The organism is Frankia sp. R82 (genome assembly GCF_023716925.1).
Lineage (GTDB): Bacteria > Actinomycetota > Actinomycetes > Frankiales > Frankiaceae > Frankia.
The window spans coordinates 25,700-49,133 of sequence record NZ_JAMQQG010000281.1 but is presented as its reverse complement, the minus strand read 5'-3'; the positions used below and the strand labels follow the sequence as shown (position 1 = coordinate 49,133).

Annotated in this window: 19 protein-coding genes; 12 read left to right on the top strand and 7 right to left on the bottom strand. The window is 68.1% G+C overall.

Annotated features, from left to right (window positions below; all coding sequences use genetic code 11):
- Positions 1–117: 117 nt before the first annotated feature.
- Entirely contained in the window at positions 118–1,335 is a 1,218-nt protein-coding gene (gene nifV / locus ND747_RS20690; protein ID WP_251735547.1) for a homocitrate synthase, read from the bottom strand.
- A gap of 835 nt (positions 1,336–2,170) precedes the next feature.
- Between nifV and ND747_RS20685 the strand changes: the two genes are divergently transcribed.
- The 3 genes from ND747_RS20685 to ND747_RS20675 all read left to right on the top strand — a co-directional run bounded on the left by ND747_RS20685 (position 2,171) and on the right by ND747_RS20675 (position 6,132).
- Complete coding sequence (locus tag ND747_RS20685) at positions 2,171–2,608, top strand: hypothetical protein (protein WP_251735546.1); 438 nt, start codon at positions 2,171–2,173, stop codon at positions 2,606–2,608.
- A 417-nt stretch (positions 2,609–3,025) separates the two neighbouring features.
- Positions 3,026–3,580, top strand: a complete 555-nt coding sequence (locus tag ND747_RS20680) for a TetR/AcrR family transcriptional regulator (protein ID WP_251735544.1) — start codon at positions 3,026–3,028, stop codon at positions 3,578–3,580.
- A gap of 254 nt (positions 3,581–3,834) precedes the next feature.
- On the top strand, positions 3,835–6,132 hold the full coding sequence (locus ND747_RS20675) for an MMPL family transporter (RefSeq protein ID WP_251735542.1): 2,298 nt from the start codon (positions 3,835–3,837) through the stop codon (positions 6,130–6,132).
- A 56-nt stretch (positions 6,133–6,188) separates the two neighbouring features.
- Here ND747_RS20675 and ND747_RS20670 read toward each other — a convergent pair whose 3' ends face one another.
- Positions 6,189–6,953: a TetR family transcriptional regulator gene (locus ND747_RS20670; protein WP_251735541.1), complete on the bottom strand. Its 765-nt coding sequence runs from the start codon at positions 6,951–6,953 to the stop codon at positions 6,189–6,191.
- Positions 6,954–7,199: 246 nt separating this feature from the next.
- Here ND747_RS20670 and ND747_RS20665 point away from each other — a divergent pair, with 246 nt between their 5' ends.
- Positions 7,200–8,855 (top strand): MFS transporter, encoded by a 1,656-nt coding sequence (locus ND747_RS20665; protein ID WP_251735539.1) that lies wholly within the window; start codon positions 7,200–7,202, stop codon positions 8,853–8,855.
- Positions 8,856–8,870: 15 nt separating this feature from the next.
- Here ND747_RS20665 and ND747_RS20660 read toward each other — a convergent pair whose 3' ends face one another.
- On the bottom strand, positions 8,871–9,656 hold the full coding sequence (locus tag ND747_RS20660; RefSeq protein WP_251735537.1) for a helix-turn-helix transcriptional regulator: 786 nt from the start codon (positions 9,654–9,656) through the stop codon (positions 8,871–8,873).
- Positions 9,657–10,063: 407 nt separating this feature from the next.
- Between ND747_RS20660 and ND747_RS20655 the strand changes: the two genes are divergently transcribed.
- Positions 10,064–10,618 (top strand): hypothetical protein, encoded by a 555-nt coding sequence (locus tag ND747_RS20655; RefSeq protein ID WP_251735536.1) that lies wholly within the window; start codon positions 10,064–10,066, stop codon positions 10,616–10,618.
- A gap of 121 nt (positions 10,619–10,739) precedes the next feature.
- Here ND747_RS20655 and shc read toward each other — a convergent pair whose 3' ends face one another.
- From shc to ND747_RS20640, 3 genes are all read right to left on the bottom strand, one after another.
- Positions 10,740–12,890 carry a squalene--hopene cyclase gene (shc, locus tag ND747_RS20650; protein ID WP_251735534.1) on the bottom strand — a complete coding sequence of 717 codons (2,151 nt, stop codon included), beginning with the start codon at positions 12,888–12,890 and terminating at the stop codon, positions 10,740–10,742.
- A gap of 185 nt (positions 12,891–13,075) precedes the next feature.
- On the bottom strand, positions 13,076–13,984 hold the full coding sequence (locus tag ND747_RS20645; RefSeq protein WP_251735532.1) for a TetR/AcrR family transcriptional regulator: 909 nt from the start codon (positions 13,982–13,984) through the stop codon (positions 13,076–13,078).
- Positions 13,985–14,319: 335 nt separating this feature from the next.
- On the bottom strand, positions 14,320–14,685 hold the full coding sequence (locus ND747_RS20640; protein ID WP_251735530.1) for a hypothetical protein: 366 nt from the start codon (positions 14,683–14,685) through the stop codon (positions 14,320–14,322).
- A 232-nt stretch (positions 14,686–14,917) separates the two neighbouring features.
- On the opposite strand from ND747_RS20640, the gene ND747_RS20635 reads away from it, so the two are divergent.
- The 6 genes from ND747_RS20635 to acpP all read left to right on the top strand — a co-directional run bounded on the left by ND747_RS20635 (position 14,918) and on the right by acpP (position 20,305).
- The gene (locus ND747_RS20635; protein WP_251735528.1) at positions 14,918–15,232 is read left to right on the top strand and encodes an antibiotic biosynthesis monooxygenase; all 315 of its coding nucleotides are present in this window, start codon (positions 14,918–14,920) and stop codon (positions 15,230–15,232) included.
- Positions 15,233–16,129: 897 nt separating this feature from the next.
- Positions 16,130–16,801 (top strand): phosphoribosylanthranilate isomerase, encoded by a 672-nt coding sequence (locus ND747_RS20630; protein ID WP_251735526.1) that lies wholly within the window; start codon positions 16,130–16,132, stop codon positions 16,799–16,801.
- 64 nt (positions 16,802–16,865) lie between these two features.
- The gene (locus ND747_RS20625; RefSeq protein WP_251735525.1) at positions 16,866–18,080 is read left to right on the top strand and encodes a hypothetical protein; all 1,215 of its coding nucleotides are present in this window, start codon (positions 16,866–16,868) and stop codon (positions 18,078–18,080) included.
- A gap of 9 nt (positions 18,081–18,089) precedes the next feature.
- The gene (locus ND747_RS20620) at positions 18,090–18,824 is read left to right on the top strand and encodes a class I SAM-dependent methyltransferase (RefSeq protein WP_251735524.1); all 735 of its coding nucleotides are present in this window, start codon (positions 18,090–18,092) and stop codon (positions 18,822–18,824) included.
- Positions 18,825–19,065: 241 nt separating this feature from the next.
- The gene (locus ND747_RS20615; RefSeq protein ID WP_251735522.1) at positions 19,066–19,527 is read left to right on the top strand and encodes an anthrone oxygenase family protein; all 462 of its coding nucleotides are present in this window, start codon (positions 19,066–19,068) and stop codon (positions 19,525–19,527) included.
- Between the two features lie 535 nt (positions 19,528–20,062).
- Positions 20,063–20,305, top strand: a complete 243-nt coding sequence (acpP, locus tag ND747_RS20610) for an acyl carrier protein (RefSeq protein ID WP_251735520.1) — start codon at positions 20,063–20,065, stop codon at positions 20,303–20,305.
- 260 nt (positions 20,306–20,565) lie between these two features.
- On the opposite strand, the gene ND747_RS20605 is transcribed toward acpP, so the two are convergent.
- Positions 20,566–20,850: a hypothetical protein gene (locus tag ND747_RS20605; protein WP_251735518.1), complete on the bottom strand. Its 285-nt coding sequence runs from the start codon at positions 20,848–20,850 to the stop codon at positions 20,566–20,568.
- A gap of 342 nt (positions 20,851–21,192) precedes the next feature.
- Here ND747_RS20605 and ND747_RS20600 point away from each other — a divergent pair, with 342 nt between their 5' ends.
- On the top strand, positions 21,193–23,385 hold the full coding sequence (locus ND747_RS20600; RefSeq protein WP_251735516.1) for a DUF262 domain-containing protein: 2,193 nt from the start codon (positions 21,193–21,195) through the stop codon (positions 23,383–23,385).
- The last annotated feature ends 49 nt before the right edge of the window (positions 23,386–23,434 follow it).

The window sequence follows — 23,434 nt, the reverse complement described above, 5'->3', positions numbered from 1 at the left end:
GGGCCGGCCACGGAACGTGGGTCCGCGGGGTGCCGGACGTGCCGCCGGTCGGGGTGGACCGGGACATCGGCACTACCGTGGTTCTTGTGGTGCGAATCCAGGCGCGGACGCGGTCGGTCAGACCGGTTCCTCGCGCGGCTGGATCCCTGCTCGGGGGGCCGGCATGTCGACCCGCCCGAGAAGCTCGTGGAAGTCGTGGCTGCCCAGGCCACGCTTGTGCTGCGTCGCGGCGAGCCGAACCTGCTCGACGAGCGGTTCGAGCTCGTCCTCGGCGGCGGTGATCCCGCACTGCGCCAGGGCGTGGCGCACGCCCGCCCGGCCGCTGTGCTTGCCGACGGTCAGCCGGCGGCGCCCACCGACCTCGGCGGGGTCGAACGGTTCGTAGGTCGCCGGGTGACGCAGGATGCCGTGCACGTGGATGCCCGACTCGTGCGCGAACACCGACTCCCCGACCACCGCCTTGCCCGCCGGCAGCGGCCGGCCCGCCGCCCGCGACACCAGCTGGGCCAGCGTGCGAAACGACGTGGTGTCCAGGTCGACCGGCAGCTTCAGCAGGTGCCGAAGCGCCATGGCGACCTCCTCGATCGGAGCGTTCCCGGCGCGTTCACCCAGCCCCAGCACGGTGGTGCTGACCCAGGTGAACCCCGCCTGGACGGCGGCGATGGTGTTGGCCGTCGCCAGGCCGAAGTCGTCGTGGGCGTGGATCTCCCACGGCCCCGGGACCGCCCGGACCAGTCGCCCCAGCCGGTCGTACGCGCTCACCGGGTCGAGCAGGCCCACCGTGTCGGCCCAGCGCAACCGGGTGACGCCCAGTTCCCGCAGTTCGCCGGCCAGGTCGATGACGAACGAGTCGTCGGCGCGGGAGGCGTCCTCCATGCCGACGCTGACCCGCATGCCCCGGTCGGTCGCGTCCTTGACACAGTCGCGGACCCGCAGCCGCGCCCAGGCCCGGTCCTTCTCCAACTTGCTCTTGAGATGCAGGTCGGAGACGGGGATGGTCAGGTGCGCGGTCAGCAGGCCGCAGGCTGCGGCGGCCTCGACGTCGCGGTGGTCGGCCCGGCACCAGCCCACGATCTCCGCCCGGGGATCGGTCGCGAGGATCTCCCGCAGCACGTCCCGCTCGCTGACACCCATCGCCGGGATACCGGCCTCGATCTGGTGTACACCGATGGCATCCAGAGCTGCGGCGATGGCAAGTTTCTCAACCGCGGTGAATGCGACACCAGGCGCCTGTTCGCCGTCGCGCAGCGTCGTGTCACAGAACCTGACCGCCGCGTCCGCCTGCATCGCCGTGGGGGATGAGCTGGGAAAACGTTCGTCTCGCACTGTCATCACCAGCCGTTGCTCCGGATGAGAAGACCATGGGCCGCGCCGCGAACTGCGGTTCACCGTTTGTTCTGCGGCGACATGAATCAGACTAGGAGCCGATTATTTCGCACTCGCAAGCGCGGGTAACTTCCCGGTTAACAGGTATTCTTCGCAGATGGCCGAGAGCTTTTCCGAAGAGATGTCCGCAAGGATATCCACAAAGAAAAGTCCAAGATTGAATTTTTCCTCGGACCGGTGCCATCGGGCGAGGTGACCCGGCCGGGCGAGGCGGCGACCACCCCTTCGGGGGTGGACAAAGGTGGAGCTCAGGACACCCGAAACCGGTTCCTGTCGAGGGCCGGAGGCCACGCCGCGCGAATAGCCGGCCCGCGGGCGGCCATCCGCGCGTGCAGATGCCCCGACGCCCGCCCGCAACGGGGGGTCGCAGGGACGCCGAACCGATTTGTCGGCGGCGCGGGTTACGAAGAGGTTCACCACGGGAACAACTTCTCCTGTCCGGACATCGGGCCGACGGTGCGTCGGCACGCAATGTTCGGCGCGACCGGACGACATCACCGTCGGACCGTGCAGCGAGGGTTAACGACATCGAAACCCTCGGAACTGATCGTGTGGCCGGACCCGTCCGGGGGCTCGGATATTATTTTGGATAAGGAAAAGAACTGGGCCAACCTGGCGGTACCTTCGGCGGTCGCGTCGACGGTGCTGTCGGCGGTGTTGTCGGCGGGTGCCGGATGTCGGCCCGGCGGCACGCTGTGGTTTTCCCCCCGGGGAGGCGAAAGGAGCTGGGTGTGTCGGTGCACATGGACACGGGGTACGTCGGTTGCCAGCTGGGATGGTAGGGATGTCGGAGGCGCAGATGATCGGTGTGCCGACGGACAGTCCCGGCACCTGGGAGGACCTGCGGGCCGCCGTGGTCGGCAACAACGGGGTCTTCCGGACCTCGATGGGCCACCTGCGCGAGATCGGTGGTTACGGCCGACTGGGCACGAACGTACGGCAGATCCTCAGCCGCAACCTTGCCGGCATCGGCCTGGGTCATCTACCCGTGGAGCTACCCGCCTACCAGGAGAAGGAGATCCTGCTCTTCCAGTACGGCACCCCCGCGGCCGAGATCATCGAGGCGGTCCGCGAAGGCGCCTCGGACGGCGCCGAGACCGCGCTCATCCGGCTGAACTCGTCGCAGGACATCGCCAAGGTGCGCGACGCGTCCCTCAAGGCGGTCGAGCTGCTGTCAATCCTCAGCGACCGCTGCAAGAACTGCGCCCAGCCGCTGCGGTAGGCCCGCCCGCCGCGGTGGGCCTGGGCCGCCGCGGTGGGTCCATCTCCCGGAAGAATCCCTACCAGTCGTAGGCCTGTCCCGCACACCGGGTCGAGCCGGGCCGGATGCGTCGCCACGTATCCGGCCCGGCCCAACCCGGCTGGCCACCGGACGCGCCGCCGTTGGCCGATGATGCTGATCATCCCGGCCGGCGTGCCGTCGCTGCGGAAGGTGGAGCGGGCGAACACGGCCCGACAAGGACACCATCCCGCGCTGATGCCGTCTCCCCATGTGGCGGACATGCCGTCCGCATATCGATGGACCGTCGATATGGTGATGGGTTAGATACATCGGGTGACATTTCCCCCGCCTGTGATGCGGATCCCTGTTTCTGTCCGATCGGTCAATCCTGTCCGATCGGACAGTTATGGTGGGTCCATGGCCCGATCGGGTGCCGTGCTCCGCGGCCAGTTACTGGACGTCGCGCTGCGACTGTTCGGGCAGCGCGGCTTCCGGGGTACGTCCCTGCAGGACATCGCGAAGGAGGTGGGATGTTCCAAGGCCTCGCTGCTGTACCACTTCGCCAGCAAGGAAGCGATCTTCAACGAGCTGTTGACGCCGAGCATGACAGCGTTCGACGCGTTGAACGAGACACTGCAGAACGCACCGACTCCCGTCGTCGCGCGCCAGGCGGTCGAGGGCTTCGTCGATGTGGTGATCCGTTACCGGCAGCAGATCGCGATGGTGCTCCAGCAGGCGTCCGAAGCCGCTGAAGCCTCCATCGAGGGGAACTGCACCACCAGCGAGCAGCGCGCGGAACTGCTGGTGACCGCGCTGAGCGGGCGTAGTACCGACCCGTACGTCCGACTCCGGTCCCGGATGGCGATCGGCGCGATCACCGTTGCCGCCGCCTCACCGGAGACCGACATGTCCACCGAGGCAGCTCGCCAGGAACTGGTGGACGGCGCACTGCGCCTGCTCTGCCTGGCCTGAGTTCCACCGACAACTCGCCTGGCCCGGGTCCCCGCCACCGGCTGGACCGACCAGGACCTTTTCCACCACCACAACCTCACCTCAGGTAGCGGCGCGCCAGGTGGATCCACACCGGTGCGGCCAGGTCCGACGCAACCCCGGATTAACTACCGAGAGTATCTAGACAACCACTGCCAGAGACCTGCGGTGGCCATGGTGCCAGCGGTCAGCGGTCAGCGACCAGCTCCGAACGAGCTGGGATTGGGAGAGTGGGCATGGGAGCGTTTCTGCACCGGCTGGGCCGCTTTGCGGTCCGACGGCGGTGGTCCGTCATCAGTTTCTGGCTGGTCGTTCTGGTCATCGCCGGAGTGTGCGCCGCGGCCTTCTCCGGGCCGAAGAGCAGCGCCTTCAAGATTCCCGGCGCGGAGTCACAGCAGGCCATCGACCTGCTGGACGAGAAGTTCCCCGGCACCGGCGGCGCCACCGCCCGCATCGTGATCGCCGCCCCGGACGGGCACCGGGTGACCGAGGCCGGCTACCAGGCGGCGGCGGAAAAGGCGCTCGCCGAGGTTGCCAGGGCACCGGAGGTCGTCGGTGTCACTCCGTGGAACAAGGCGACCGTCAGCGACAACGGAAAGGTCGCGTTCAGCGACATTAGTTATTCCGTCAGTGTCGACGAGGTCAGTGACCAGGCCAAAGACGCCCTCGAAAAGATCGCCGACCAGGTCCGGGCCGTCGGGCTCCAGGTGGATTTCTCCGGCGGGGTCATCACCAGCTCCGGTGGGGCGAGCAGCTCCGAGCTGTACGGCCTGATCATCGCGTTCATCGTGCTGGGGATCACCTTCGGCGGGCTGGTCGCGGCGGGTCTGCCGATGCTGATCGCGCTGATCGGCGTCGCGCTCGGACTGCTCGGCATCGAGGCCCTCTCCGGGGTGATCTCGTTGAGCGACAGCGCGCCCACCCTGGCCCTGATGCTGGGCCTCGCCGTCGGCATCGACTACGCCCTGTTCCTGCTGACCCGGCACCGGCAGAACCTCGCCGAGGGGATGGCGATCGATGACTCGATCGCCCTGGCCACCGCCACCGCCGGTGGCGCGGTGACCTTCGCCGGACTCACCGTGGTGATCGCCCTGTCCGGCCTGGCCGTCGTCGGCATCCCGTTCCTGACCATCATGGGTCTGGCCGCGGCAGGAACCGTCGCCATCGTCGTGCTGATCGCGCTGACCCTGGTCCCCGCCCTGCTGGCCGTGCTCGGACCACGCGTGAACGCCGGGCGCATCAGGCCGCTGCAGCGTCGGACGGCCCGGGCCGCCGCCGCGGGGCGCCAGCCGTTCGGCCGGCGCTGGGCCGGCCTCGTCACGGCCCGGCCCTGGCTGACCGTGCTTGCCTGCCTGGTGGTCGCCGGCGTGCTCGCGATCCCGCTCGCCGGGATGAAGCTCGGCCTGCCCGACGACTCGAGCAAGCCCACCTCCACCACCGAGCGCCGTGCCTACGACCTGCTCACCGACGGCTTCGGGCCCGGGTTCAACGGCCCGCTCACCCTGGTGATCTCGACGCCCGGCAGCACCGGGGCCAAGGCGGCCGCGACCACCGGTGCCGAGCGGCTGCGCACCGCCGACGACATCGCCGCCGTCGGCACCCCGACCGCGAACAAGGCCGGTGACGTCGCGATCCTCACCGTCACCCCCGACTCGGGACCGTCGTCGCAGGATACGAAGGACCTGGTCAAGACGATCCGGACGGCGGCCCACCGGGTCGAGAAGGAGCAGGGCGTCGCGGCCTATGTCACCGGCACCACCGCGTCCAACATCGACGTGTCGGACAAGCTGTCCGGTGCGCTGCCGCTGTTCCTGGCGCTGATCGTCGGTCTGGCCCTGGTGCTGCTCACGATCGTGTTCCGCTCGCTGCTCGTGCCGGTGAAGGCGGTACTGGGCTTCCTGTTGTCGATCGGCGCGTCGCTGGGCGTCACCGTCTTCGTCTTCCAGGAGGGCCATCTCGGAAGCCTGTTCGGCGTCGAGTCGACCGGACCGATCGTCAGCTTCCTGCCGGTCCTGCTGATCGGCATCCTGTTCGGCCTGGCGATGGACTACGAGATGTTCCTGGTCTCCCGGGTCCGCGAGCACTACGTCCACCACCGCGACCCGTCGAATGCCATCACCGCGGGCATGGCGGCCACCGCCCGGGTCATCACCGCCGCGGCCCTGATCATGATCGCCGTGTTCGGCAGCTTCATCTTCGGCGACGACGCGGTCATCAAGTCCGTCGGCCTGGCCCTGGCGATCGGCGTCGCGGTGGACGCGTTCGTCGTCCGAATGACGCTGGTCCCGGCGATCCTCAAGCTCAGCGGGCACGTCTCCTGGGCGTTGCCGAAGGCGCTGGACCGGATCGTTCCCGATCTCGACCTCGAGGGCAGCCACCTCACCGCCGCCCACCAGGCCACGGCCGGGTCCAACGGCGTGCACACCGACAGCGAGGTGCTCTCCGGCGCCGTCCCGCGTCCCGCGGACCGCGCGGAGCTCACCGAGCAGCACTCGAGCTCCGGCCGGCACTCGGGCTCCGGCCGCCGACGGTAGTCAGGCGGTCGGCTGGTCAGGCCAGCCAGATGATCGAAGCGCCGCGGACGGCCGGGTCAGGAACGGGCCCGGCCGTCCGCGCATGTTCCGCCCGGTCCGGACGTCCCACCCGCTCCGGACGTCCCATCGGGCACGGTCGTCCCACCGAGTGCCGACGTCCCACCGAGTGCCGACGTCCCACCGAGCGCCGACGTCCCACCGAGTGCCGACGTCCCACCGAGCGCGGGCTCGAGCTGGTCGAACGCCGCCTCGGCGAGGGCAAGCAGATCGGGCTCGCCACCGGCGACGCCCCAGTCCAGCAGGAGGGTGTCGACGGTGGCGAGCGTCCAGCTGGCCATCAGCCGGGCCCGCAGTAGGTCCGGTGGGGCACCCAGCCGCGCGGCGACCAGGGTGGCCAGCTCGTCGAGGCGTTCCCGCTGCACCTGCGCGAAGCGGGCCTGCAGCTCGGGCCGGGTGGCGACCATGCGCAGCACGGCCAGGCACTTCTCCCGGTTGTCCACACACGTCCGGAGCAGGACGAACGCCGACGCGCGCAGCGAGACGGCGGCCGGCTCACCGAGCGGGCGGGCGTCCACGAGTGCGCCGAACCCGACGGTCCGGAAGATCTCGCTGACCACGTCGTCCTTGGTCGGGAAGTAGCGGAAGAAGGTCCGCGGCGAGACGTCGGCGGCGGCGGCGATGTCCTCGACGGTGGTTGCCTCGTAGCCGCGCTCGGTGAACAGCTCGCTGGCCGCGGCGAGGAGCGTCTCCCGGGTGTGCGCCTTCTTGCGTTCCCGCAGGCCCGGGCGCGCCAGTAATGCCGGGTCTGCCGGTAGGACCATTGTCCGCTCGCCCGTCCTTGTCCTGAAAGTTTCGTCTTCCGTGCTGCACACCGGGGCCAGTCCAACCCGGCGGGTCGGTGACCCCGGGTCTGTGACCTCGGGCTCTCATGACGTCACACCCGGGGGTCCAGTCTTCCTCAACGGTAGAGTAGTAATTTGTCATCGTACTGCTAAGTGTCATACGTATGCCACTTGCGCCCCCAGTGATCAGCGCTGCGCGGGCTTTCCGTCGACGCGGAGGCCGCTGTGTCCGCATCTCCCACCAGCACCAGCACCAGCACCAGCACCGCCACGGGCCCGGCCACGAACGCCGGGTCCCCGCGCCGGTCGGCCGGCGCCGATCCGGGCGGTCGGTTCGAGCGGCTGCGGTCCAATCCATGGCTGACGCTGATCAGCGTCGCGCTCGGCGTGGTCATGGTCGGCCTCGACGGAACGGTCGTGTCGATCGCCAACCCGTTCATCGCCCGCGACCTCGGCGCCAGCCTGGAAAGTCTGCAGTGGGTGACCAACGCCTATCTGCTGGCCCTGGCCGTGCTGCTGGTCGTCGGCGGCAAGCTCGGTGACCGGTTCGGCCGCAAGAAGGTGTTCCTCACCGGCATCGTCGGTTTCGCGGCCGCCTCGCTGCTGGTCGGCCTGTCCGGCACCATCGGCGAGGTCATCGTGTGGCGGGCGCTGCAGGGGGTGTTCGGTGCCCTGCTGATGCCGAACACGCTGGCGCTGCTGCGCTCGGTGTTCCCGGCCGAGAAGCTGAACTCGGCCATCGGCATCTGGGGCGCGAGCTCCGCCATCTCGATCGCCGCCGGCCCGATCATCGGCGGGCTGCTCGTCGAGAACGTCTCCTGGGAGTCGGTGTTCTACCTCAACGTCCCGGTCGGGGTGATCGCGCTGGGAGTCGGCCTCGCCGTCGTGCGGGAAAGCAAGGACGAGCGGCCGGGGCAGCGCTTCGACCCGCTCGGTCTGGTGCTGCTCTCCGGCGGGCTGTTCGCCCTGGTCTTCGGGGTGGTCAAGGCGCAGACCTGGGGCTGGAGCAGCCCCTCGACGTTCGGTTTTCTCGCTGGCGCCGTCGTGCTGCTGGCGCTGTTCGCCCTTGCCGAGAGCCGGGTCGCCCAGCCGCTGCTGCCGCTGTCGCTGTTTCGCAACCGGTCGATCGCCCTGGGCAGCGCGCTTGTGATGGTGAACTTCTTCGCGATGTTCGGCGTGCTGTTCTTCGTCACGCTGTATCTGCAGAACGTCCATGGCTACTCGGCGGTCGGCGCCGGCGTGCGGCTACTGCCGCTCACCGTGGTGTTCATGATCGGCAGCCCGGTCGGCGCGAGCCTGACCACGCGGTTCGGTCCACGGGTACCGATCGGGATCGGCCTGTTCTTCACCTCGGCGGCGCTGTTCGGCCTGACGCTGCTCGACACCGACTCGTCCTACCTGCACCTGTGGCCGTCGCTGCTGGCGCTCGGGGTCGGGGTCTCCTTCGTCGCCGTCGCCTCGGCCGAGGCGATCGTCGGCAACGCGCCGATCGAACTGTCCGGGGTGGCCGGCGGCCTGCAGAGCACGGCGATGCAGCTCGGCGGCGCCATCGGCACCTCGGTGCTCGGCTCGGTGCTGACCTCGCGGATCAGCGGCGTGCTGGTCGACAAGCTGGTCGGTGCGGGCGCACCGGAGCGGACCGCGACCCAGCTCACCGGGGCGGCCGAGACCATCAGTCAGGGGGTCGTGCCGCCGACGCCGCCGGGCACGTCCGCCCGCGTCGGCGAGGCACTGGCCACCGGCTCGCACGCCGCCTTCATGTCCGGCCTGCACGTCGCGCTACTGGTCGGCGCGGTCGTCACCCTGCTCGGCGCCTGCGCCGCGCCGCTGATCCGCTCCAGTGGCCGCCCCACCGAGGGCGGGGCCTTCGCCGCCGGCTGAGCCGGCGGCGCGAGGTCAGCAGGCCAGAGCCAGATAGCGCGGGTCCAGGGAGACGAATCCGGATCTGCCGTCTTCCGCGACAGCGAACCAGTAGCGTTTAGCATTGGATTCGACACTTTTTGTGACCATCAGGTGAGTCCCGCGAAGCAGCTTCTTGGAGACCTCATCGCCGACAGGATGCCCGTGTTCGTCGCGCAGGGCCACATCCTCGGCGGTCACCACGTAGCGACGGCAGGGCCCCTCAGGGCTGGGCGAGGCCGCGACTCGAGTGCGTAGCGGCGGCGGTGTCGAGCTGCTGCCGGCCGGGCGTCCGGTGCCATAACCGCGGACTGCCAGGCATCCAGCGGCCATGAGGACGACGACCACCACCGCGGCCACTGACCCTCCTCTGCGCCAGGTGCGCAGTTTCGACCGGCCGCCCCGCGGCGTCGCCCCAGCTACATCGTTCGGATCACTGCGGTTCGGATCACCCGCCTCCTGGTCGCTCGCGGTTGCCGAATCGGCGGCGGGCATGGTCCTTGTGGCTCGGGCCTGCCGTAGGAGGCCCAGCAGCCGATCCCGTTCGCCACGGTCCGTCACCTTCGCCTGTTCGCATACCGCCAGCAACAGGCTCTCCTCCGGCAGGCTCCGGCCGGTCCGGTAACGGCTGAGCGTGGGTGCGGACCTGCCGACCCGAGGTGCCAGCCGCTCCTGGGTCAGGCCCGTCGCGTCCAGCAGGCGGGCGAACTCCTGGGCAAACAACGACTGTGCCGCGGCATCCGCGGTGACAACGATCGCGCCTGCTCGAGGCGTCTCCTTCATCAATCCCCTGCCGGCCCGCCTGCACCGGACCTTGCACGATCGGGCATTCGTGCAGGTCAGCCCCAATGAAATCTTTCATCCCCGCAATACGCGCCATCGCTGTTCCCAGGGCCGCGCAGATCGCGGATCGTCTGGCTCGCCCACCCCGCGGTTGGCGGGAAGGCGAAGCCCCACGATCGAAAGGACGGACGATGACCGAGCCGTACCCGCGAACGAGGCCGAAAGACGCCGCGGCCACAGCCCTGGGATCCGACGGGACATACCCACGGCAGCGCCGCCGGCTACTCGCGGTACTGCTGTTGGCACCCCTGATGCTACTGGTGGCGGCGGTTCCATCCTCGGCCGGCACAACGAGCAGAAGCGTCAGGTCGGACTTCACCCTGCTGCGGAGCGCTCCGCGGAGCTGGGTGGTCGGTACCGCGTATCGCGGCTGGTCCTACGAGGAGGTCTCGAAAGCCGGTACGTACACGTGGGCCAGAATTGGTGGAGACCTCCACCATTGCCTCTGGATCAGCCAGAGCAGCGCGACCGGAGCACCCGGACGTCCTGTCTCCGGGAGCTGCCCACCGGCCCAGAAGGTTCCTCTTGCTGTCTTCATCAGCACGTTCACTGACGGCCGCACGTGGTCGAACGCCAAAGGCAACGACGGACGGCCGGCCCGTCTCAGCCCGCACGGCGACTGCGCGGTCCACAACGGCACGGTCGACGGATGGGGAAACGTGCAGCCATGGCTTACGCGGTCCGTCCCCTCACATCAGCTCGTTGGAGCCCTCACGATCGGCCGGGACGGCGTGCGGACGGTCGGCAAAAATCAGGTGCTGGTTCGCTACGCGAGCAGAGACGGCAGGTACGTGATGGTGCGCGCGGCCCGATACGGCAAGAACGACGGCGATGGCCACCAGAGCTGGTTCTTCGTTCAGAGCTCCTGCCTACAGCTGCCGAAGGCCGACCAGCAGCGCTGACCTCCGGCACCGGTTCACCGCGTTGACCGACATGATGATCCGCAGGCCTGGCCGCTGATGCCCCAGGCAGTCGGACGACCGGTGGGCGGGCAGCCGTCCGCACCACCGGTCGTCCCGCCGGCTAGCCGAACTCGCGCAGGTAGCGGCCCAGTGCCATCACCGGCCAGACCAGCCGGTAGCCGTAGTAGTTGAGGTAGAAGTCGCCGGGGAACCCGGTGCCGGTGAAGTACGGCTCGTCCCAGTTGCCGTCGGGCTGCTGGTGCTGCGCCAGCCACCGGGCCCCGCGGGCGAGCGCCTCGACGACCTCGGGCCGCCGGTCGGTGGCCAGCAGGCCGAGCATCCCCCACGCCGTCTGCGACGGGGTGGTCTCGCCGCGGCCCGCCCAGGCCCGGTCGTCGTAGGAGCGCACGTCCTCGCCCCAGCCGCCGTCGGCGTTCTGGTGGGCGAGCAGCCAGTCGGCGCCGGCCTGCATCACCGGGTCGTCCGGCGCGATGCCGGCCGCCCGCAGCGCCGGCAGCACGTTGCCGGTGCCGTACACATAGTTGACGCCCCAGCGGCCGAACCAGGACCCGTCGTCCTCCTGGTGGTCGAGCAGCCACTGGATGCCGCGCTGGGTGCGCGGGTCGTTGACCCGGCCCGCCTCGGCGAGCAGCTCGACGACGTGCGCGGTGACGTCGGCGGACGGCGGGTCGGTGAGCGCGCCGAAGTCCCCGAACGGGATCTCGTAGACGAGCGTGGAGGTGTTGTCCGAGTCGTAGGCGCCCCAGCCGCCGTCGCTGGACTGCATCCCGAACAGCCAGGTGATGGCCCGCTCCATCGACGCGTTCAGGTCCTTGGACCGAGGGTGGCGCACCTTGCGCAGAGCGAGCAGCACGGCCGCGGTGTCGTCGGTGTCGGGGTAGGTGTCGTTCTCGAACTCGAACGCCCACCCACTGGCCTCAAGATCCGGGTGGTTCACCGCCCAGTCCCCGCGCTTGTCCCGGATCTCCTGGCCGAGCAGGTAGTCGGCGGTACGCAGCAACGCCGGGTGGTCGTCGGCGATGCCGGCGGTCTCCCCCGCGTCGGCGAGAGCGATCATGGCCAGCGCCGTGTCCCAGATCGGTGACTGCGACGCCTCGACCATCCGCGCGCCCTGCGGCATCTCGACGCTGTAGTCCTCGAGGGCCTGCAGCGCGGCGGTGAGCACCGGGTGATCGAGGGAGTAGCCGAGCAGGTGCAGGGCGATGATCGAGTAGACGGCCGGCGGCTGGATCCCGCCGAAGCACCCGTCCGCCTCCTGCCGGGTGACGATCCACCGTTCCGCGGCCCGGATGGCCTGCGTGCGCAGCGGCCGGACCGGCATCGAGTGGTAGCGGTGCAGCGCCTTGTCGACCCCGCGGAACACCTCCCGCCAGGCCACCTTCGAGCGCAGCTTCGCCGCCCAACCACCGTCGGCGCCGGCCGCGAGCGGGCCCGCCACGGGCGTTCCGGCCGCGTTGGTCACCGTCCCCTTCACCACGACCTCGTCGGCCAGGGCGACGGCGACCGCCTCGGCATCGGCGGTTCCCGTTCCGGTTCCGGTTCCGGTGGCGCGGGCGATCTCGACGGCTGGGTTCAGCCGGCCGGCGGGGACGTCCAGTTCATCAAGGTCGAACGGGGCGGTGTGCACGGGACGCAGCGCCAACACGATCGTGAGCGGGACGATCGTCTGACGCGCCCAGGTCGAGAACGAGTAGATGTTCAGCGGCGCGGTCGGCGGCAGGAACATGATCTCCGGCGGGAGGACCGGCAGGTCCTCCCAGCGCCACCAGCCGAACAGCGCCAGCCAGATGCGGGTGAACACCCGGGTCTGCGGGATGCCGCCGTGCGCCCGGATCCACTCGCCGGCCAGCCGCATGTGCTCGGCGTCCAGGTCGTCGCCGGCGAGGCGCAGGCCGATGTACGACTCGAGGGTGGCCGACAGGTCACCGGGGCCGCCGTAGAACAGCGGCCACGCGCCGTCGGAACGCTGACGCGAGCGGATGAACCGCGCGGACGCTTCGGTCGCCGCCTCGGTACGGATCCCGAGGAACTCCCGTAGCAGCAGGTCCTCGGCGTCCATCGTCGTGTTGCTCTCGAGGTCGAACTTCCACCAGCCGGCCTTGTCCTGCCGGTTCAGCAGATGCTCGACCCCGCGCCGCAGCGTCTGCCCGAGAGTGTTGGCGGGCGCATTCTCGGCGGCGGGCGTCGCGCGTGCCCTGCCCTGCTCGGGGATGGGGGTGATCGCGGCGCCGGTGATCTCAGGGGATGCCATGGGATGTCTTCCTCGTACCTGTGTCGAGCGGACAGGGGCTGGAGATCCGCCGCAAGCGGGCTTGGTCAGAGTGGTTCAGACCTGAACAAATCGGAAGGACAGGGCCGTGAATGGGCAAGCTGGTGGCCATGGCTGGCCGGTGATGCCTCCGCCTCGTCCGGGCCTGGTGGGCGCGGCCTCGGTGGTTACGTGCGGCTGGCCGCCAGGATGGCTCTTGGTGGGACGAGCCGGCCGGACGCCCCCTGGATGGCCGGCGACCTGCCGGGACCGGCACCCGAAGCGGGCGATCTGCCAGGGCCGGCGACGGAGGCCGGCGCCCTGCCGGGCCCGCTCGAGGTCGGTGACCGACCCGGACCGGGCAGGGCCGCGGCCCGGCCAGGACCGGGCGAGACCGGCGGACGGCCGGGGTCGGCGACGGCGGCGGCTGCCGGGGCGGCTGCGGGGGCGACCGCGGTGGGACCGAGCCGGTCGAGGCAGGCCTCGACCGTGGTGAGCAGCACCTGCAGGTCCGTGCTGTTGGCCGCGCACCAGGATCGGATCGCCACCTGCACCGCGGCCAGGAAGACCGAGACGGTCAACCGGGCGTCCAGTTCCGGCAGCGGCAGCGCCACCGGTGCCTGCACGGCACTCGCAACATCACCGGCCGGCTCACTGACCGCCAGTTCGGCGGCCAGCCGGTCGCCGACGGCGATCAGTCGGTGCAGTACCGCGCCGGCCAGCGGCGACGCGCCGCCGACGGGCAGCAGATGATCGGCGTACTGACGCAGGGAGGCGCCGTCCGGGGACATCAGCCCCCAGGCGCTCAACGCCGCGTTACGCAGGGCGAGCAGCGGAGGTTCGTCCACCGGCCGGCGGCGCAGGGCCGCGACCGTGAGGTCACCCATCTCCTCCAGCGGCGCGAGGGCGATGGCCTCCTTGCTGGTGAAGTAGCGGAACAGCGTCCGCACGGAGACGTCCGCCCCCGCGGCTATCTCCTCCACCGTGGTCGCCTCAAAGCCCTTCTCGGTGAACAGCTCGTGCGCAACCTCGATGATTGCCTGCCGGGTACGCCGCTTCTTGCGCTCCCGCAGGCCCTCCACGTTTCCCGTCGACACTGTTCCCCCCCACCTGCGCGAGCCGATCGCAGCCCCGCGCCCAACGTACGCCGGCAACCGGCAACTGGCACCGACTGACAGTTTTCTGACTATCTTGACACCCTGCCGCGTGGCCTCCCCCGGCCGGGTATGTAGGCCCCAACCAGGCAGGACGCAGTTCGTGTCCCAGACCTCGACCGAACGTGACCGGCGTCCCATCGACCCTGGCCGCACCGATAGGTGCCAGCCGAGCGATCATCCGAAGATTCGACGTGCCGCCCGGACGTACCGAACTCCGACGACGTACCGGACCCCGACGACGTACCGAACCCCGACGACGTACCGAACCCGACGGGTCAGGCAGACGACAGCACCCGTTGGACGGCCTCCAGGCTTGCTCCCCCGTCGGCGTTGAACGCGATCCGGGCCTGCGGTGCGCCCAGATGCACGACGTTGACGACGGCCTCGAAGAACTCCAGCAGCTGCTCGGGCCTGCGGATGCCGCCGCCGACGACGACCACATCCCATGCCTGTGCAACCACCGCCTGCCGGACCTGGTCGAGCGCCGAGGCATCCAGCCGCACGAGCACCTGCTCGGCCGCAAAGCCCGCCGCGGCCAGACGCTCGAGCCCGTAGGTGAGGCCGCGCCCGACCGCGGCGGAATCGATGCCGGGAATCGGGTTCGGATCCAGCCCGACAATCAGCACTCGCGATTCGGCCACGTCGCCACAATAGGTCGCCCTTCACCTGGTCAGCCCACTCCACGCCGTCAGAATCCGGACACGACACCATCCCGATATCCACCCGAGGCATCCTTCCCGGCCGCAGGCATGGATGCGGTGCGATCCTGCACGCCTGGCGTCTCCTGTCGAGGCGCGTCGCGGGTGCGCAGGTGCCGCGGTTGACGTCGCCGCGCCGCGCATCGGTGGCCGCAATTGGGCCTAGTCTGAACAGGTGACCGTTGTGAAGATCAATGCCATCGAGGTGCCCGAGGGCGCCGGCCCCGAGCTGGAGAAGCGCTTCGCCAACCGCCTGCACGCGGTGGACGGCCAGCCCGGCTTCGTCTCGTTCGAGCTGCTGCGTCCCGTGAAGGGCGACAACCGCTACTTCGTCGTGACCCACTGGGACAGCGAGGAGTCCTTCCAGGCCTGGCTCACCGGCCCGGCCATGGAGGCACACTCCGGCGAGCGCGCCCGCCCGGTCTCCTCCGGCGCGTCCCTGCTCGAGTTCGAGGTCGTCCAACGTTCGGTGGCCGGCGGCTCCGCATAGTACTGGCGCACCGGCCGGCTGGCCACGCGCCCGCCGGCCGGGACTCCCCGTTCACGGTGGATCTCCCCGCCCGCCGCCAGGTGGTTCCGCTCACCCCGAGCGGCGCCTGTCCAGCCCGTTCTCGGCGAACAGCCCGATAGCGGCAGCAATGTGATCGCATGCACCCGCCGCCCCGCCCGACGCTTTCCGTTACGGAGAGTTGCAATCTGGCCCGGCGGTCCATGTCGTCATCCGATCGTCGGCAGTCTGTTCACGCGGCCGGCCACTGCCTTCTGCGACGTCGGCGGCCCACTGCAACGCTGGCCCTCTGCGACGTCAGCGGCTTGCGCCTGTCCTCGCGTGGCTCGTCCGGAACCCCAGGCCCCTGTGCCACATGGTCGACGCACGCCACCTGACAAACGCGTTGCCTGCGGTGCGTGACGACCGGACACGTGCCGCCAATACATTCCGGCGGGGTTCTCCCCCCTGTCATGGGATTTTGGCTGCGAAGCGGCACCAATCACCTGGCATCGTTGTCAGTTGTTGAGGTGGCTCCTCGGGGGAGGCGGACGCCCGTGATGGCAGTTGACCAGGGCAGAGACGGAAACAAGGGCCGGGCCGGGCCGATGGCGAACATCGTTCGGCGAAGTACGGCGCTGTACCGATATGCAGGGGTCGAGGCAAAGGCCGGCGGCCGACGCAGGGCCACCCGGCGCCACCAGGCAGGTTGGGTGAGCCAGGACCCGGCGGTGTCGCAGCAGTGCTCCTCATTCACCACAATGTCATTTTCTAACTTTTTCCGTACGACCACACGACGCCGACGAACCACTCCGGCACCCGGTGGGAGAATGAACCCGCAGGTTTTCGGGAAATCGGAGACGGACGTTTCGGAACCAAAAGAACACCACAGGAGGAGATATGACCCTACCCACGCTCCGCATACGTACTTCTATCTGTGCCAATCAGACGCATCAGGACGTCATCGCCTGTGTCGAAGGGGGAGCAGACGCAATAGGAGTGCTCGTCCAGGTCAGGCACCGTGCCGAGGACGCGGTGGACCTGGCGACGGCCGCGGAGCTCCTTCGCCGTGTGCCCCCGTATGTAGGCCGATACGCGGTCACCCACGCGACCGCTGTCGACGAGATACTCGACCTCGCCCGGCTTCCCATCGACACCATCCAGCTTCATGGCGATGTGGACCCCGCCACGATTCCCGTTCTCCGCGCCACCACCCCACACATACGTCTACTCAAGGCCATTCATGTCGTCGATGACCGCGACACCCCGACCAGTGAGCCATGGAGCTCGCTGGTGGATGGTCTGGTGCTGGACTCGGTCAACTACACGGAGAACCGGATCGGGGGCACCGGACTCACCCACGACTGGTCGGTCTCGGCGGGAATAGTCAAGGAATCGCTCATCCCGGTCATTCTCGCGGGAGGGCTCCGCCCGGAGAACGTCGGTGAAGCTGTCCGAACAGTACGGCCCTGGGGAGTGAACGTCAACAGCGGGGTCGAGCGGAACGGCGCCAAAATTCTCGACCTGGTCGAAGGTTTTGTGCGGAGTGCCAATGCAGATATCAATAGATAGAAGGATCGATCTCGCCTGCCGCTGGCTCGAGGAGGCCGAGTCGCCAGCCGGAGGATGGGGGTGGGTGGCCGACGTCAGCCCCAATCCGCAGAACACGGCCGAGGTCGTGGTGGCGCTCTCGCACACAGGAAGTTCGGCTACGGAACTCGAGCGTCTTCTGGATGCGCTGGCCACGTGGGAGGTCGTCTGGCCAGACGGCCGGCGATGGGTGTTCGACACGCCCATCGACCAGGCCTGGCGCCTGCGTGGACTGTGCCGATTACCGAAGACACGGGCCCGCGACCAGCACATAAGCCGAACGCTTCGCGATCTGCGGAGAAAGTTCACCGGCCGCGGCTGGTCTCTCGCGCCGACCCTCGGCGAGTCCTCGTTCGCGACCGCGGTGGTCCTCGTCGCGGTCGGCGAGTTGTCCGTCCGCGAGTCCGTACCGGCGCTTGCGCTGCACTACATGGCGGCCTGGCAGTGGCTCCTGACAGATCTGGGCCGTCCCAGTAACCTGGACTGCGCCATCGCGCACACGTCATGGGCGCTGCTGGCGCTCTCGGAGCCCGCCTTCTCACAATGGCGGAACAGCGCCTACCGGCGCGCCGTGAAGGTGGGCCTGCAGCGGCTGCTCGACGCACTTGCCGGCCCCATCCCGGTCGAGGAAGAACAGTTCTCTCGTGGGCCGATTCGGGACAAGTGGCGGCACCCGAACCTGGCCATCGTCATTCAGGCGGTCCTGCGAATCGAACCCTCACAGCTTTTCAACCCGGCAGTTCGCCAGCATTTCGGCGAACTGATGCGGCATCAACGTACTGGAACCGATGGCGAAGAGGGAGCCTTCGCGCTCAACGAAGCAGGCCCGGCGACCACATATTCCACCACCCATGGCATACAGACGATGGTGATGGTGAAGCAGGCGTTCGCACAGGCGTCACCCGGTGATGTGCTCGAGCTCTTCTGCCGCATTGACGGGCGCCATCACACCGACGCCCAGCAGATCGCCCCCACCTTCGGCGGGAACGCGATCATCATGAACAGCACGGCTGGTCTCGCCGTCGGCACGCTGTTCACGACCACGATCTCCATTTTCACTACCTTCATGCTGGGCGGAATCGCCCTCACCGACATATCACGCAAGGTCCTCGCCTGCACTCTCGTCTATTTCCTCGCGATCGGATGGTACGGCTACCTGGCCGCCCGACTGCCACGTACTCCAAATCGGAACATAGCACTGTCGATCTATGGTGCTGTCACTGCGGTAGCTTTGCCCATCGTCACATATCTCGTCACCTGAGGATGTCGGATGTCACTGCTCGACAGATGGAAGAACCTTGCCGAGGACTGGTCCTCCTGGGCGCGCGACCCCGGCCATGACTTCTACTTCTGGCATTTCAATCTGCCGTCGCTGCTGAGGATGGTTCCACCAGAGGCGAAGCGGGCACTCGATCTGGGCTGCGGCGAGGGCAGGGTGAGCAGGCATCTGCTCCGGGCCGGAGTCGACGTCGTCGGACTGGACATCTCTCCGTACCTGGTCCGCAAGGCCCTGGACGGAGATCCGCCCCTTCGGACGATCCTCGCCGACGGAACCGATCTCCCCTTCCGGAACGGCGTCTTCGATCTTGTCATCGCATCGATGTCCCTCCAGGACATCACCGATGCGCCGAAGGCCATCGACGAAGCCAGCCGCGTTCTCGAACCCGGTGGCACGCTGTGCCTCTCCGTCGTCCACCCACTCTCGTCGTGGCAGGCCATCTCATCCCGGCCGGACAGTGATCACACCAGCTATTTCGAGGAGAGGGACTATGACGAACACGTCTATATAGGTGAGAAGTCCATACATCTGCACAGTGCGCACCGGACCGTCAGCAGCTATTTTCTGATGCTCGCGGAAGCCGGTCTCGTGTGTGACTACATGGCCGAGCCCCGGCCGAGCGCCGCCATGGTGCAAAAGTACCCTGGCCTTGCCGACATGCGGAGGAACCCTCGTTTCCTGCATATTCGTGGCCGTAAGGTGAGCCTTCCGGCTGCCGGGGCGTAACCGTTTCGAAACCTTCGGATGGCTCGTGCTCCTCCAGCCGGCCCGCCCGCACTCGGGTGGATGCTCGCCCGGTGCCGTCGCGGACAGGAGCGACGTCCCGCAGGCCAGCCCGTTCCGCCTGTTCCGCCACCAGGCGAGGCCCACGCCCGGCAGGAAGTGGCCAACGGGTCACGACGACCTGTTCGGCTTGGTACGAACACATCCACTCAGCCGCACCTGATGGATGGAGAGCCGAACAATCATGGTCTCGGCCCTTGTCGTCATCTCCCTCGTTCTGACCGGCCTGGTCGCCGGCACGATGACCATCGGTCTGGTCGCCGTGCGGCCCGCGATGCACACCCTGCCCGCGACCACCTACGTGACCGTCAAGCAGGCGTTCGACGTGAGCTACCCGAAGTTCATGAAACCCCTGCAGATCACCAGCCTCCTCTCGACGATCGCCCTCGCCGTGGCCGCCGCCGTGACCGGCCCCGCCACCGGCGCGATCCTCGCCGCGATCGCCGCGGTGGCCGTCTTCACCAACATCATCGTCACCGTCCGAGGTGACCTCCCCATCAACAACGCGATGGCCACCTGGACCCCGGACGCGCCCCCCAGCGACTGGCAGTCCCACCGCGCCCGCTGGGACTTCTTCAACTCCATCCGCACGGTCGCCGCCCTCACCGCCCTGGTCCTGCTCGCCCTGGTGGCCACCACGACCTGACGCGTTCTTCCTCTGCTCGGCCGCCCCGCCAACGGCGAGGACGGCGTCAGTCACCTGTCCAGGCGGCGTGCTTCCGATCAGGCCCCGGTCCGGGCCAGGAATCGGCCGGCGACCGCAGGGACTCCCAGGCAGCTGAGCACCAGGTCGAACGGGACCGTGCAGGACCATCCCCTCGGTGAGGCCGCCGAGGATCTGGGTGGGAGCCAGCGGCCAGTCCGCCAGACCCCGGTCATCGGCGGGGTCGGCACCGAGCTCGCTGACGAAAAACGCCTGCGGGCTGGTCACCTCGATGCCGAGAAAGCTCACGACCGGACACCCTGGGAGCCACGACCGCAGACCCTGGGAGCGTAGGACCGCGCGCCCGTTGCCACCGGCGCTGCTGTCCCCGGCCGGGCGGGCATGGCATCAGACCGGACAGGGTTCACGTGGCGAGCATCACCCATCAGAGGTGGGCGACGGGGCTCGCCGTGTGGACCGATCGGAGAATATGCGGATCGTGTCCGTTCCCATGCACACCGAAGCAGGAGGCCGCGAAGTGTCCACCGTCGAAGATCGCGTCAAGAATGTGGTCGCGGAGCAGCTGAACGTCAAGACGGAGGAGGTGACGAACAGCGCGTCCTTCGTCGACGACCTGGGAGCGGACTCCCTGGACCTTGTCGAGCTGGGCGTGGCCCTGGAAGAGGAGTTCTCCATCGGTATCTCCGACGAGGACGCCGAGGAGATCAACACCGTGCAGGATGCCATCAACTGGATCAACGCGCACCGACGGTGGGCATAGGCAAGACCAGGCACCCGGATCAGCGAGGCGACGGCCAGAACGCCGCCTGTTTCCAGGCCACGGCGCACCCAGAAGGTGAGCGTTGCCGGGGTGCCCCGGGCCTCGAACAGGACGAAGAGAGCCGCGATAATGATCACGGCCGCGATCCAGCCGGAGACCGATCCGGCCTGCCAGCACCGCCAGGCTGCCAGCGCCACCAGCACGGCCCACACCACGCCGGGGATCACCTCCCGCGTCCAGGGCGGCAGACGTATCCGGGGTTACCGGCGGGAGGAACCGTCCAGCAGCAGCCCAGTGATCATCCCGTCGGCGTCCGTCCGCACCCACGCCAGGACCTTGCCGGCCGGTCCGTCGACGACCAGGCCGTCCGCGCTGTCGCTGACCGTCCAGAAGCACCCGACCCGCTCCCGGGTCGCCGCGACGATCCCGCGAAGCCGCTGTGACCCGACGCCGGCCACGACCGGACCCGCAAGCACAGGCCATTCTTCCGAGCCGGCGCGCAGGAACCGCAGCAACAACTCGGAATCCGACCGCACAGCGTCCATCGCCCCAGTCTCCAGGTCCACGTCCCGGCTGGCGCCGGCCTACGCTGGTCGGCTGTCCGACGCCGACGCCGACGCCTGGACCCTGCGGGTTCGGTGGTCGGTGCAATGCGAGAAAACCGAGCGGGACGTCGCTGCCGCCGCGATGGACGCCTTTCTGACCGCCCACCCCGCACGACAACGGAGCCACAGCCACACACAGACCAACCGAAAAAACTAAAAATCAACAAAGATTGGACTTCAACTCACGATCATTCGACTGAGATACGAAAGATCTGGGCTGGTCCCAGCGATGACCAGGCAGAATGGGTCGAATCGTCGCAATGACCAGGATGGGGGCCCAGGGTGAAGACTGACGTAGTCAAGCCGAAGGAAGTCTTCTACAACCCGACTCAGCTCGTCGTCCCCCTTTTTCAGCGGCCCTATGTCTGGTCAAAGGAGACGCAGTGGGAGCCGCTCTGGCAGGACATCGTCCGGCTCATCCAGGTGATCTCGGAGCACAACCCATTGGCGACGCACTTCCTCGGCGCGATCGTCATCCAGCAGATGCCGACCACGCTCGGCGCCCTCCCGGCGTGGAACGTCATCGATGGCCAGCAACGCCTCACAACGCTCCAGCTTCTCCTCGACGCGCTCCACTCCGAGCTGCTGCGTCGCCATTGGCCGGCGCTCGCCGAGCAGATCGAGCCGCTCGTGGAGAATCCCCCCGCCTATCGCGAGACCGAGACCGACCGGTACAAACTTTGGCCGACGAACCGCGACCGCGACGGGTTCGCCTCGGTCATGTCCGCCACCACCCCGGTCGACTACTCGAAGGTCGCGAAGTCCCGACTCGGTGACGCCCACAGGTTTTTCGCGGAGTCAATCGCGGCCTGGCTCGGTGACGGCAACCACGCTGAACGTCGTGCCCGAATTCTTGTCGCCACCATTATGGATCGGCTTGAGATCGCGAGTATTCGACTCGACACGAACGAGGACGCTCAAGCGATCTTCGAGACGCTGAACGCCCGCGGTACACCGCTCTCTGCCGCCGACCTCATCAAGAACTTCGTCTTCCAGAACCTCCCTGGCAACTCGGCCGACATAGAGAAGGCTTACCTGAAGTATTGGGCCGATTTCGAGACGCCATGGTGGGAGACGGAGATCACCACTGGCCGAATCAAAAACCCCCGCGCTTCGCTCTTCCTTTGGCAGTGGCTCACCGCCCGCACCCTGCTCGACTTTCCGATCCGCGAGGTCTTCACACAGTTCAAGCACTACGTCAACACTGTTGCGAAGGACATCGGAGCATTCCTTCCGCAGATCAAGGCCGCCGCCGACCGCTACCGGGCGATCATCGAGGGCGCCGAGCAGCCGCACGGCCCACTTTCTCGGGCGGAGCTGTTCAGCTACCGGGTCGGCACGCTCGACTCGGAGATCGGCCGCCCGCTCCTCATCTGGCTCGACGAGCCCGAACAGGCCACCGTCCCGGCGGCGGATCGAAACCGCATCCTCGGCATCCTGGAGAGCTGGTTCGTACGCCGCACCCTTGTCAAGGCACCGTCGCAGGGCTCGAACCGCTTCGTCATCGATCTCCTCCAGCACCTCAGTGGCCAGCCCAAGGAAGCCCTCGCTGACGCAGTCGAGGCGTACCTTGTCAGCAATCACACTGCGGTCGGCTACTGGCCGGGCGACGACGAAATCCGTGCCGCACTGACGGGCGCCACCGCGTACGGGAAATACCTGCGCGTCCGCCTTCGCATGGTGCTCGAGGCGCTCGAAGACGCCAAGCGCGGTTACCCGGACGGCGCGAAACTCGCGATGGGGCCGGTAGCCCGAGGAAAGGGCAGCATCGAGCACCTAATGCCGCAGAAGTGGGGGAAGAGTTGGCCAGCTTCTTTTACCCCGAACGAGAAGGCCGAACGCGACCGTGTTGTACAGCAGCTCGGTAACCTGACCTTGGTCACGCCGCCGTTGAACGCCAAGATGTCGAATGGACCATGGAGCACAAAGCGGCTCCACCTTGAGTCGGTCAGCGACGTGCTTATCACGAATGAGGCGCTGAAGCTTGGCAATCCAGTGTGGGACGAGGCGAAGATCCAGAAACGCACGGCTCTCTTGATCGGCCAGATCCTCCAGGTGTGGCCGGCTCCCGCTGGACACGTCGGGCTCACAGCGGCGACGACCGCCGCACCGAGCACGGTAACCGTCGATGTTGCGCAACTCGTCGCCGAGGGTTGGTTAAGGGCGGGCACCGTACTCAAGCAGAGTTACCGGGCGGCATACATCGAGGATCGCGAAGCCATAGCGGTTGTCGCGCAGGACGGTCGCATCTACATCGGCGAGAAGGCATACAACACGCCTTCGGGGGCAGCCCAGGCACTCAACAGCGGTCGCTCGATCAACGGCTGGTGGTTTTGGGCGATTGCCGACTCCGGAAAACGACTTTATGATCTCCGTAACGAGTACCTACAGAACATCGGCGAGGGGGACGCACAGGTTGTCGACGAGGTGCCGCCCGACGCGGGGCATACGTTCGTCGACGATGCGGTCGAGTGACATTCTCGCGCATGCAGGTGATCGCGTGTGGAGTGGGACTCTGCTGTGT

Bases quoted from the DNA above. Each gene is read 5' to 3' on its own strand.
- ND747_RS20685 (WP_251735546.1), top strand. From the start codon at position 2,171: ATGTCGGAGGCGCAGATGATCGGTGTGCCGACGGACAGTCCCGGCACC.
- ND747_RS20680 (WP_251735544.1), top strand. From the start codon at position 3,026: ATGGCCCGATCGGGTGCCGTGCTCCGCGGCCAGTTACTGGACGTCGCG.
- ND747_RS20675 (WP_251735542.1), top strand. From the start codon at position 3,835: ATGGGAGCGTTTCTGCACCGGCTGGGCCGCTTTGCGGTCCGACGGCGG.
- ND747_RS20670 (WP_251735541.1), bottom strand. From the start codon at position 6,953: ATGGTCCTACCGGCAGACCCGGCATTACTGGCGCGCCCGGGCCTGCGG.
- ND747_RS20660 (WP_251735537.1), bottom strand. From the start codon at position 9,656: ATGAAGGAGACGCCTCGAGCAGGCGCGATCGTTGTCACCGCGGATGCC.
- shc (WP_251735534.1), bottom strand. From the start codon at position 12,890: ATGGCATCCCCTGAGATCACCGGCGCCGCGATCACCCCCATCCCCGAG.
- ND747_RS20630 (WP_251735526.1), top strand. From the start codon at position 16,130: ATGACCCTACCCACGCTCCGCATACGTACTTCTATCTGTGCCAATCAG.
- ND747_RS20620 (WP_251735524.1), top strand. From the start codon at position 18,090: ATGTCACTGCTCGACAGATGGAAGAACCTTGCCGAGGACTGGTCCTCC.
- ND747_RS20615 (WP_251735522.1), top strand. From the start codon at position 19,066: ATGGTCTCGGCCCTTGTCGTCATCTCCCTCGTTCTGACCGGCCTGGTC.
- ND747_RS20605 (WP_251735518.1), bottom strand. From the start codon at position 20,850: ATGGACGCTGTGCGGTCGGATTCCGAGTTGTTGCTGCGGTTCCTGCGC.